The following is a 13,099-nucleotide window of genomic DNA, read 5'->3' as shown; positions in this document are numbered from 1 at the left end:
TATTTGCTAATTAAAGTTTAAACTTCAAAAAATTTATGCCTATGGTGACGACGGTAGATAACACTAAGATTGGAATTGTCCTGCAGGAGATACAAACAAACACAGACAGCAACCGACATAATGAACTCTTTAGAAACTTAGTGCAATCGCTGCGGCAACGCGGCCTACCGGGCGTAACTGATGGTGTAAATTATATTGCTGACCGGCTGGAAAATGAGAGCCATCTGCGAGAGGCATTTTCGAAAATGCTCAATACGCTACTCAACCAGCGCGATTGCCATACCTTGTTTACACAGTCTGGCATTCCTACAGGATCTGGGTTTTCCGCACAATTTTTCCGCCAGCTCAAACACAGAATACTGCCGCCGCTCGCTGATAAACGAAGTCTGAATTATCTTTTGCAAAAAGCATTTTATAAAAAGAATGATTACCGTTGGGTACAGCAAGTTCCGGATGAAGTGTGGATGCGGTTATTCAACAATATTCAGATTGAGGTCTATGCGCCAAATACCCCTTTGCGCACTTATCTGAACAATGCGCTTACAATACTCTCCTATCGCGTGTCTTCGCTGGGAATGGAAGATGATATCAACAAGCGTTTTCTCAGCGATCAGAATCTGCAATCGCCGTTTCTGGAGCAAAACAACCTGACGCTTCAATTTACACAACTCGACAATTCAGCCACGGAGGCATACCGGATAATGCTTTCAGACAACATTATTAATAAGCTAAACGAATGCGAAGCTGTTTTAAAAGAAATCAAAGCAAATAGTCATCGCTTCGGTACCAGTCTCGAGCAAACATATCTGCTTGGGCGCACCAGGCAACAGGTTCAGCGTATGCGTTATATCGTATACCTGCTCAGTAGTCATGATGATCACCAAGAAGAACTAAAAACAACAGTTCAATTTTTTAAAGAAATCATAGAAGCGGAAAATCGTCGCCATAATATATTTGATCTGCTACAGCAAAACATCGGTATGCTGGCGTACCAGATTGCAGAGCACAAAGGAAATACGGGCGAACATTATATCACTATTACACGCCGCGAGTATGTGACATTTTTCAATACCGCAATGGGCGGTGGCGCTATTATCTCCGTGATCGCGATGTTTAAAACATTGTTGCATCATGTACCTTTTGCTCCGTTCTGGGAGTATTTCATGTATGGACTCAACTACGCAATCGGTTTTGTATTGCTACAGGTCACACATACAACGCTGGCCACCAAACAACCTGCCATGACGGCTTCTACACTCGCCTCTTATCTGGATGAACGTAAGTATAAAAATCCGCTGGAAAATGTAGCGCAGTCATTTGTACTGGCATGGCGCAGCCAAACCGCTTCATTTGTCGGCAATCTGATTATTGTATTTCCACTCTCCTATCTGCTCGCATTCGGCTGGCATCATTTATCGGGACATAAACTTGTAGCAGGACAGGCAGCCTGGGATTATTTAAATAATCAAAACCCTACAAAATCGCTGGCCTGGCTGTACGCATGTTTTACAGGTGTGTTTTTGTTTTTATCCGGATTGGTAATGGGCTATGTGGATAACAAAGTCCGCTTTAGCAATATCGCAGCACGTGTCCGCGAGCAACCGCTGCTGACCAGGGTTCTGAGCGGCCCAACAAGAAATAAACTGGCCAGTTATATTGATCATAACCTGGGTGGATGGGCTGGTAATATTTTCCTGGGTTTTGCACTTGGCTTTGCGCCGGTGATCGGAAAAATATTTGGCATCCCGTTTGATATTCGTCACATCACCATCTCTACTGCGCAGTTTGCAATGGGTCTTTACGGCTTAGATAATCAGTTGCCGCTTCGCGAATTGATTACAGTAATCATTGGCGTACTGGGTATCGGTTTCTGCAATTTCATGACAAGCTTTGGATTGGCATTCTGGGTGGCACTGCGTTCGCGCGGTTTGTATCTCCGTCATTACACAAGACTGATTCCGCTGGTGCTGCGTCATTTCATCATGCGGCCCTGGGATTTCTTTATGCCACCGAAAAAAACTAAAAGTTAAAAGCTTGCACGTATTTATCACCTCGAACAGAGTCGAAAGGCCACGCGATGGCACAAAGCTTATGTTATCATATTGGTGCGAGCGTTTTGAAAAACCATTGATGTCTACAGAATTCTGCCTGATTGTATCGGGTCTATAACTGATGACGATCGCGTGAAGGATAGCAGCGGAAAGCCCGCAGCGCAGCGAGGACTTGCAGCGGATAGCCTGACCCGGAGGGACACGCCCAATTTTTTTAGGGCGCGGGCGTTGCATTCATCGCACAAGAGCGACTGTCAAATGAAAAAAAGGGGCTATCTCAAGACTGAGATGACCCCGTACATACAAAGCGTCTTTCAGGCTCAAAGCCCAAAGCTTAAAACTGCTCCTATTATGTAATAACACGAGGGCTTTAAGCTTTAGGCCTTAGGCCTATCGTTTAATTAGTTTTTCAATTTTAACCATGATATTATCTCCGTTACGGATTTGCATCAGATAGACGCCACCTGGCAGATTTTTCAGATCAATATCAACTGCATTGTTTTGCTGAATTAATGCTTTACCCTGCAGATCTGTAACTGTTACATTCACTTTGAATGCTGCAGTGATATGCACACGGTCTTCCGCCGGATTCGGATAAACAGAAACTGCAGTCGGACCTGAAATACCTGGTATACCTACGTTGTAATTATAAGGAGCAGATTCCGCTTCACAACCATTGCTATTTGTGACAGTTACGGTATAGCTGCCTGCCTGCGTCGGTGTATAATTCTGACCAGTAGCACCACTGATTGCATTGCCATTCAGATTCCATTGGTAAGTAGTGAATGTACCGGTTTGGAGCTGCGTGCCATTGTCCGTAACCGTTGGCGTTGGCAATGGACTTACAGTAACATTTACCGGCGTGGAAACAGCCGAACAAACACCTTGTGTCACTTTCACCGTGTATGCACCTGCATTATGTACGGCATATGTTTGTGCCGTCTGACCAGCGATTGTGTTGCTGTTAAACATCCATTGATAAGTGTACCCCACACCGAACAGTGCATTCAGCGTTAAGCTATCACCCTGACAAACTGAAGAACCTGTGGAATTGATAATAGCTTGCGGCACCGGCGCAATATGAATCGCTACAGAATCGATCGCTACACAACCGCTAGTATTGTCTGTTGCCGTAACATGATAAACCGTGTCTGTTGCCGGAGATGTAATGAGTGTACTGCCAGTAGCTGAAACAGGCGCCCATGAATAAGTGTAGCCACTGTTAGCAGAAGTTACCGTCAACGTATCGTTGCTGCCGGCACAAAGATCAGGCGCTGAGCTTGCATGAAGCGCGATAGCCGGAGCCGGTGTAACCGTTGCTACAACTGGTGTGCGCGCACTGATACAACCAGGCGTTACCGACCAGTTATAAAACCAGTAGTATTCCGATGTAGTCGTAGTACCGCCAGTTGCGCCAGCTGTAATAGAAACAGAATTGGAAGCGGTTGTATATGGGAATACGGCATTGTATTCGTTGTACAATTTCGTAATGCCAGTTGCAGTCATCGCCATTTTATAATTACCTGGCGTCAAAGAAATACCTACCGGCACCGTTTGTGCGACGGCAGTAGTTGGTGCTGTAAAGTTGTACACAGGACCTGTTGCCACTACGTTATTAGACATGTCCGTAATAACAATCTGCAAAGTTGCAGGACCTGAAGTAGTAGCGTAAGGATACATTTTCACACTATTAATCGTAGCCGGATTATTTACCGCAAACACAAGTCCCCAGCCAACTGTAGCCGTATAAAAACCAAAGCCAGAGTTATTTGCCGGAGGCGCCGGTGTTGTTTCCGCGATATTGCTGCTTGCGGCAACATAATAAGTAGTGCTTGCGCCGATAGTTGGTGTTGTATAGCTATTACCAGTAGCCAGTAAAGTACCGCCGATAGCAGCATTGTACCAGTTGATCGTAGTACCGGTAGAGCCGGTAGCACCCAAAGTCACCGTACCGAAGCCACAGCGAGATGCAGGCGCAGTGCTTGCTACAGTTGGGTTTGTAACAGAAGCCGTAATTGCAGTAGAAGTAGCCACCGGGGTACCACTACAGCTCAGGACTGCCTGATAATTTGCAGTCGCATTTACAGTCGCAGTATAGTTCGCAGTAGTCGCACCAAAAATATTGTTGTAACCACCACCGTTATCTTCCTGCCACTGGACCGTAAGACCGGTTGGCACAGGTGTGATACTTAAGTTAGTGGTACCGCCGGTACAGAAAAGCGTTTGTGAAGCAGTAGCAGTGTAAGCAACCGGTGCAACGATTCTGTAACCACTGGCCACTGGTGTAGCACTCAGCGGACCGGCAGCAGGTGTAAGATTGACACTTGATGGGCAATAACCCGGTGCAAAACCAACATGACTTACGCCTACCTGAATGGCAGCAGTAACATCTTGTGCCACCACGAAGTAAGAGATAGAATCATTTACCGCCGGTGCAGATGCCAGTTTGTTGTAATTGATCGTGAAAGAGAAGTTGGGCGCAGTGCCTGTTGCTTCTACATATTTCCAGCCGTTGAAAGAAGTGCTGTTATCTAAAGGATAGCTGCCGAATGCATTATTCTCTGAAGCTTTTTTGTAGTATAAACGTGGTGCTGTTCCTGCCGCTACGTTGACACCTGTTACATCAGTGATGTTGGCGCTTAATACAGGAGGTGTAGTACAATATACCACAGCTGGCAAAGCAGTGTAAGTAATTACCGGTGGTGCTATATCTACCGCCGTGCCTGTAAACTGCAGTGCGCCCGCATCTGGTGTATTTACCGGACGTGTTGTACCTGCATAATCGGTTGCGGTTGGTGGAAAATTTGTTGGAATACCACCGCTTTTTGCATAAGAACTACCTGCAGGCACAAATGTACCAGGCACAGAACCGGCTACCAGATTATTTTCTGTGTAAGACGTCAGATCTTTACCCATAAAGGTTTTGTACGCACCGCAAGATGTGTTGAAATTAGGATCATTTGCAGGACCAAAAAGGTTGGCCATACCTGCGGCCGTAATACCTTCGCCATAGTACAAACACTTAGGACTGGTATTTGGCACATAATAAATATTACCACCGCTACCTGCATAAAGATTGGCAGGCACTGTACCCGTCGTACCATTATTGCGGCGTAAAGCTGTCGTATAGCCGGCACCCACGGGTGGACAATTAATGTTGAGGATATTATTGCGGAGATCAAAATAAATAGAGCTGCTGCTATAATATACACCAGCGGCGCTAAAATTCGCACCGGTTGTGGTCGTTGTGGCAATATCAACAGTGTTATGATAAATCCTGTATTTACCTCCACCAGACGCATCAATACCATACAACGCCGGAGCAACACCAGTACCTGAAGTGCTGAAACCCGCGCTCACCGTGAAACCAGAAATGTTGTTATTATACGCCAGACCGGTATCTGTATTGCTGCTCATGCTAATACCATAAGCGCCACCCGAGGTACCCGTCATATTCAGGCCATAGATCCGGTTGTTATACACTTGTCCTGTACCACCAGAAATATTCACACCATAAAGGTTGGTAATACCTGTGTTTGTCATGTTGCTGATGATATTGTCATGCACCAGTGATACTACAAACGCAGCACCAATGCCATAACACGTGGCAATACTGGAAGTGTTGGAGATTGTATCGTTGGCAATAATACTATTCGCCCCCCCGCTCTGACCATTGATACCGTAGATCTGACCGGCACTCTGCGATGTGGCATTTGAGGTCATGTTCTGGATCCGGTTACCGGTGATATACACCATTCTGGTTGTGGCTGCACTTCCATAAACACCATACATAGAACCGCCGGTCGTAATGTTATTTACATAGTTGTTCTGAATGTAAGTATTACCCAGGCCACTGCCATTCGCATAAATACAGAACGTCTGCACATTGGTATTGCTCAATGCGATGCCAGTTACACTGTTGTACTTAATATTGATGTTCGGCGTAGCACCCGAAGTAACGTAGATCATATCATAAGCAGCTGTTACTGGTGGAAAACCGCCAAGAGAAGCAGATACGCCTGAACCACCGGAAAGATTGCTCACCGTGTTTTTCACGAAATTGATCGTATCCATCGCCAGCGATGCAGCGTGATAGATACCGTACATATTGCCCGTCGTCATTGTGGCGTACGACCAGTTGCTGAGCGTATTATTACTTACTTGCAAAGTGGCACCCACTGTATTATCAGCGTGACCAGCGTTGTAGATACCAGCTAATGTCTGTGTGGTACCTGCGCTCTGCATATTCGTAATGATATTACCAGTTACCGTTGCATTTCCTTTACCTGTGCTCAGATAAATCGCGTAAGCATTGTCGGCATTTGTTGCGGCTGTGCCAATGGTATTGTTGGAAATATTTACCAGACTATCGTACTTCACTGCAATACCATAACCGTTTGTGGAGGTACCGGTGAAAGTGACCGTATTACCTGCTGTAGTACCATACACGTTATTATAATCGTACACGCCGGCCGCATTAAAACCCGTCATGCTGATACCGCGGTGACAGTTGCTGATTGTATTGCCGTAAAAATTATTGTAGCTGTTGGCATCTCCCGTCACAGCCGATGCGGCGGCGAGCGCCGTTGTGCTGGAAGAGACATGTGTGTTCCCATAAATACCTGTTACTTCCGTTGCTATGGTACCTAACGAAATAGTACTGTGACTGATTGTAACATGCTGACATCCATCATACGGCGCTATACTATTGAGTTTCAGCAAAGCATAACCCCATTCCATTGCGGTGGTAGCAGTGGTGTTTGATGCACTTTCCGAAAGATTAAGACTATCGATGGTCAGGTTGTCGGTTCCGAGAATTTTGAAAATACCATCTGTTGTACCCGTTCCGGTAAAAGCTGTGACCGTGTTTCCTTTACCGTTGATAATAAGCGGTTTGGTTGGGGAAACAGTGGCATTCAACAATGTGCTGCCGAGCTGGTAACCACCGGCCGGTGCCGTTTGCGGATTTCCCGGAAGAATGTTTACGGTGACGTTTCCGGCAGTACCCTGCGTATTGAGGGCGCTGACTACAGACGCGAGATCAGGGTAGCTTGAACTCGGAACGGTGATGGTTCCGCTTAGCTGGGCCAAAGAACGCATGCCCGGCAAGGTCATTGCCATTAATAGGGCGCAAAGACGTAGTCTGTAACTCATAAGTTTGGAATAAATAATGAACAAAGGGGAGATCCTATCAGATCATTTCAAATGTATTTACTCGCCAAACCGAGCCATAGAGTAGAACTACTCCTATTTTAAATAACAAAAAATTTAAATGAACTTCTATCTTTAATCCCTTCATTTTACCTGAACGTGAAAGGCTGATGCGGAAGCTGTTTTATATATTTCTCCTGATCTTTTCGCTGGTATCTGCCAGCCGAAACGCCATGGCTCAGGATTTTAAAAAAGTGCGGCAGCAGACATTTACGGATGTGCAACCTGCGGACACTGTCTACATCAAAAAACTGATCAATGCGGGCATGAAACTACGCTGGATAAAACCAGACAGTTCGATGGCGCTATTGCAGAAAGCAGAAACACTCAGCACACAGATTCATTACATCAATGGTATTGCAAAATCGCTGATGAATATGGGCATTACAGCCATGAGTCAGGACAACTACAAGCAGAGTTATATTTATTACCAGCAGGCTTATCCTTATTGTAAAATATCCACCAATAAATCTTATCTCACAACGCTGTTTATCAACATCGGTACAACCTACTATTACCAGGGTTTGTACGACAAAGCCGCTGCAGTAGAATATTTCACGCTTCAATATCTGAAACAGCGAAACATCATTGATGCCAACTATGCGATCCTGTATGCCAATATCGCCGCGGTGATGCTCACTTCAGACCAATACCAGAAAGCACTGGATTATACCAGAGAAGGTGAAGCCGTAGCGCGGAAATACAAATTGTACAATCCCCTCACCTACATACTCAATAATAAAGGCACAGCTTATCAGAAACTTAATCAACCACAACTGGCCTATCAGAATTTTTCGGAAGCGCTGGAAATATCGCGCCAGCATAAGTTTAAAGAGGAAGAGCAAGCGCAGCTCAATAGCCTCGGCGATTTAATGCTGGATGCCAATCAACCGGAAAAAGCACTGAGTTATTTTGAACAATCGCTGCGCGTCAGCGACAGTACCAATCCACTTTTCGGCTCTATCCAACCGAATTATCATATTGGTCTGGTACAACTGAAACTGAAAAATTATCAAAAGGCGGAGGAAGCTTTACGGAAAGCGGAAAGTCGTTTGCGTCAATCCGGCATTCATGACAACGAAGCCGATATTTATGAAGCCATCGCAGATCTCTACGAGCAAACCGGCCGCTATAAAGAAGCGCTGGAAAAGTATCACGTGTACACCAAACTCAAAGACAGTCTGCTCAGCAAGGACAAAATGAAAGCGATCGCGCAGATTGAAATGAAATACAATTCTGCCCAGAAAGATAAATCGCTTGCAGAAAAACAATTACTTATCAACACACAGCAAAATGAACTGCAGCAGAAAAATATCTGGATCGCGATTGCTGCGGGCAGCATTGCTTTGCTATTCCTTTTTATCATCGGTATTTATCGCAACTATCGTAACAAACAAAAAATACAGTCGGACCGCATTCATATCCTGCAACAACAACGCGAGATCCTGCAACTGAAATCCATCATGCATGGTGAAGAACAGGAACGGACAAGACTTGCACGCGAATTGCACGACGGAATCGGTGGCATGCTCGCTGCCATTCGCATGCACTTAAGCATGACACAAAAAAGAGCAGCAGATGGCAAGAACGTAGACGCAGAGCCAATCCTGCACATGATAGACGACACAATAACCGAAGTAAGAAAAACCGCGCACAACCTGATGCCCGATATATTACTTCGCCATGGGCTGATACAATCGCTTCGTATTTACTGTGCCAATATCAGCTCGGGAACGGGCCTCCATGTGGACTTACAAGTGCACAACGAAATCAGTGCATTCGATACTTCTGTAGAACTGCACATCTATCGCATTGTACAGGAACTGATCCAGAATATTATCAAACATGCGCAGGCTACTGATGTCACTATTCAGATCCGCCAATTGGAAGATGCGCTAGTAATCATGGTGGAAGATAATGGTACCGGATTTGACACAGACGAAGCCGCGGGCGGCATCGGTATGAAAAATCTGCAATCGCGTGTACAAACATTACAGGGCATTTTTTCGGTAGAATCAGAAAAAGATCACGGCACTACGACCTATATCGAATTCAACCTTCATGAACTCTTAAAAACAGCAACCGTATGAACATCCGCATAAATATTGCAGACGATCACCTGATGGTCATTAATGGCATTAAAGACATGCTTTCGCACTATAAGCACATTGAGATCGGGCGCACTTACCAGAATGGCACGGACCTGATGAATGGTCTGAAAGAATCATTGCCGGATGTACTGCTGCTCGACATACAAATGCCCGGTCAAAGCGGTGATGAACTAACGCCTTTAATTGTAAGAACATATCCTTCTGTAAGGATACTGGCGATCACTAATTTCGACAATACACTGTATGTAAACAATATGCTGCAAAACGGCGCGCTGGGCTATTTGCTGAAAAACACCGACGAACAAACGCTGGTTACTGCGATTGAAACGGTTTACCAGAACAAACAGTTTCTGAAACCGGAAATGCTGGAAAAGCTAAAAGAGTTTCGCAGGCAATTGAAACGTCAGACGTCTTCCAAATTTTCTCTAACACCGCGCGAAAAACAAATCCTGCAACTGATCATCAACGAATGCAGCAGTCAGGAGATCGCTGAGCAGCTAAACCTGAGCCTCCGTACTATTGAGAACTATCGTCTGAATCTTTCATTAAAGCTGGAAGTGAAAAACATGGCAGGACTGGTTCGAAAAGCGATTATGATGGGACTGGATACCCCTAACCACTAAAGGGGAATCTCTGCGCGATTATTCGGTTCCAGTCAGAAACAACTGACACCCCAATGACAATCCCTACCTTGCCTTCCCGTTAAATAAATTAGCATAAAAATTTATCTTTACGGAAACCTAACCAAATGCCCCTTCGATACATTTTCATCCTTTGCCTAAGTGTTTTTTTCCTGCAGTCAAACGCACAAACACCTTACCGCTGTCTTATTCCCGGTGATACTTCTTTTTTTATAAACCAAACGAGCCACTACCTCCGCGCTATCACCATAGACAGCGTCGCTTCATCTGGAAATGATACGCTGTACTATCCATTCCAGACCCTAAGGGGACCTTATGAGAATCAGGTATTGGACAGCAACGGCGGCAGCTGGCTGGGCAAAAATGTAATCTCACAGAACGATGGGACCTGGCTTTTCGACACCTATTGGGGTGATACCATTACTCTTAAAACGCAGGCTGATCTCGGCGATAGCTGGACATTATACAATGACTCCACCAGCCTTTCTTACACCGCTACCATTTATGCGACCGATACTTTTTCGTTTGGAGGAGTTTTAGACAGTATCAAAAAAATGCACATCTCAGCCTATAATAACGGGATCATCAATCCGCATGATTCGCTGGATGGTCTGGATATTTGGCTCAGCAGAAACCATGGCTTTGCTAAAGTGTTTAACTTATACCTGTTCCCGTTTCACGCACCCGGACAATCAATAAATCCTTACCGGGCTGATCTGTATATGGATATTTCCAACGAAAATCCCTACTCCAACTGGGGAAAGGCATATACCAGTTTCGACTACGTGCATTACGTGCGCCCTACTAATGCCAACATCTATGACGTTCATCCGGGAGATGTTTTTAGCTATACGCTTAAAAACGGCAACAACTATTATAACTATTGGTACACCGATGATACGGTAACGAGCATTAATCTGACGGCGGCAGGAGTTGAAATATTTGTAAATAGAGGAACTTCTCATTATACACCGCAGGGCTACTCACAGGGCAATGGACAAACTACGTACACCTGCCAGGACTATGATCAATTCAAAAACTTTATTCCCGAACATAATAAACCATGGACACTCGCTTACTATCCGGTCGATAATTTTCAAGGTTATACCAACATCGGCTATCATTTTACCAATATCGATTTTGAACCGAATCCGAGTGGCTACGAGGTAAACACTTTTGAACCGTGTTCACGTTTGGGTTATATGGACCCAATTACCGGCATCGGAGATGTACTCGTAGGCGGTTGCTATGGTGCAGACCCCGACGGGCAGTGGAAAAGTTACATGACATCTGCTTTTAAAAGCGGACACTACTACGGATTAGGCATATCGGAAGTGCATTCAAATAGTTCGGTCAATGTTTATCCAAATCCGGCAAACAATGAATTGCATCTTTCGCTGCCAGCCAACTTGCAAAACATAAAATGCCACATCAGTGATATTACCGGCCGTACCATGTTGCAACAAGAAATTAGTTCATCGAAAAACACAATCGATGTAAGCACACTTGCTGCTGGTCTTTATATTCTGACGATGAACAATGGCAATGAAATGAGTTATCAAAAAATAGAGATCGTGCATTAATAAGCGATTTAAAAACCAACAGTATGAACCTTAAACATCTATTTACACTTTGCTTTTGCGTATTCTTCCTGCAGTCAAACGCACAAACACCTTACCGCTGCCTGATCCCCGGCGATACATCCTATTTTATCAACAGCAATAACTATTTGCGCGCAATCACGATAGATAGTGTAACGACAGTAGGCACTGATTTAATATACCACCCTTTCCGGACCTTAAGAGGCCACTACGACCAAAATCAGATACTGGACAGCAACGGCGGCAGCTGGCTGGGCAAAAATGTAATCGCACAAAGCGATGGCACCTGGCTTTTTGATTCTTACTGGGGCGACACCCTTGTAATTAAAACAAAAGGCATTGCAGGCGATAGTTGGACCTTGTACGATGATACTTCAAGCTACTCTTATACGGCTACGATTTATGCCGCCGATACATTTTCGTTCTCGGGCGTTTTAGACAGCATCAAGAAAATACGCATCACGGCCTATAACAACGGAACGGTTAATACAACTGATTCACTGAATGACCAGGAAATATGGCTCAGTAAAAATCACGGCTTCGCAAAAGTGATAAACCTCTATATGTTTCCATTTCGTCAGCTCGGCTGGTTTGGCGATCTCTATGCCGAAACTTCCGGTGAAAATCCATACACCTATCCTACCAGCAATCCTGGTATTGCTTTCGGGTATACCAACTACCGACGACCAACCATCGCGGGCATCTACGATGTTTATGCGGGCGATCTTTTCCAGTACGAGTACACTGTATTTGGCAACAAGGTTGAATTTTTCTCCGATTCTGTAACCAGCGTAAACCATACCACAGGCGGTATTCAGATAAACATCGACGAAACCATTTATCAATATAACGCTAACGGCGGTGCTTCTTCGATAACGCATTCACAGATACAGTATCTATACCAGAACTACGATCTCGCAACTTATCATATTCCGGAGCATGATAAAACTAATTTCATTCACTACTATCCGGTGAAAGATTTTTATGGCTATTCCAATAGTAGCTACCAATTCGATGCGACTAACATAACACCTACGGCAAATGGTTATGTCGTGGTCACCTTTGAACCATGTTACCATATTATACAAGCCTTAAACGGCATTGGCGATCTTGATCGTGAAGGTTGTTACGGCGTCGGATCCGGAGGGCAAGGATGGAAATATCTCATGACTTACGCACGCAAAAACGGCCAGTCGTACGGAACTTATAATCCAACGGGTGTAGCTGCAATCAACCAGGTCAATGCAGCGATCAGCATCTACCCTAACCCGGCTAATAATGAAATCCATTTCGCGTTACCTGCTAATCTGCAACACATAAAATGCTGCATCAGTGATATTACCGGTCGTACCATGTTGCAACAAGAAATTACTTCATCGAAAAACAAAATTGATGTAAGCGCACTTGCTGCTGGTCTTTATATGCTGACGATGAACAATGGCAGCGAAATGAGTTACCAGAAAATAGAAATTGTACACCCATAG

6 protein-coding genes are annotated in these 13,099 nt (G+C 44.8%); 5 read left to right on the top strand and 1 reads right to left on the bottom strand.

What is annotated here, in order from left to right; translation table 11 throughout:
* Positions 1-41 precede the first annotated feature (41 nt).
* Positions 42-2,030, top strand: coding sequence for a site-specific recombinase (locus DN068_RS03135; RefSeq protein WP_165836265.1), 1,989 nt, complete (start codon positions 42-44; stop codon positions 2,028-2,030).
* Between the two features lie 411 nt (positions 2,031-2,441).
* Here the strand turns inward: DN068_RS03135 and DN068_RS03130 are convergent, their stop codons facing one another.
* On the bottom strand, positions 2,442-7,205 hold the full coding sequence (locus DN068_RS03130; protein WP_110997424.1) for a beta strand repeat-containing protein: 4,764 nt from the start codon (positions 7,203-7,205) through the stop codon (positions 2,442-2,444).
* A gap of 167 nt (positions 7,206-7,372) precedes the next feature.
* Between DN068_RS03130 and DN068_RS03125 the strand changes: the two genes are divergently transcribed.
* The 4 genes from DN068_RS03125 (at position 7,373) to DN068_RS03110 (ending at position 13,099) form a co-directional block, all read left to right on the top strand.
* Positions 7,373-9,352, top strand: coding sequence for a tetratricopeptide repeat-containing sensor histidine kinase (locus DN068_RS03125; protein WP_110997423.1), 1,980 nt, complete (start codon positions 7,373-7,375; stop codon positions 9,350-9,352).
* Positions 9,349-9,996 (top strand): response regulator, encoded by a 648-nt coding sequence (locus tag DN068_RS03120; protein ID WP_110997422.1) that lies wholly within the window; start codon positions 9,349-9,351, stop codon positions 9,994-9,996. Before DN068_RS03125 ends, DN068_RS03120 begins: the two co-directional genes overlap by 4 nt.
* A gap of 125 nt (positions 9,997-10,121) precedes the next feature.
* Positions 10,122-11,597 carry a T9SS type A sorting domain-containing protein gene (locus tag DN068_RS03115; RefSeq protein ID WP_110997421.1) on the top strand — a complete coding sequence of 492 codons (1,476 nt, stop codon included), beginning with the start codon at positions 10,122-10,124 and terminating at the stop codon, positions 11,595-11,597.
* Between the two features lie 23 nt (positions 11,598-11,620).
* The gene (locus DN068_RS03110) at positions 11,621-13,099 is read left to right on the top strand and encodes a T9SS type A sorting domain-containing protein (protein WP_110997420.1); all 1,479 of its coding nucleotides are present in this window, start codon (positions 11,621-11,623) and stop codon (positions 13,097-13,099) included.

The organism is Taibaiella soli (genome assembly GCF_003236175.1).
Taxonomy (GTDB): domain Bacteria; phylum Bacteroidota; class Bacteroidia; order Chitinophagales; family Chitinophagaceae; genus QKTW01.
This window is presented reverse-complemented; position numbering and strand designations above follow the sequence as displayed.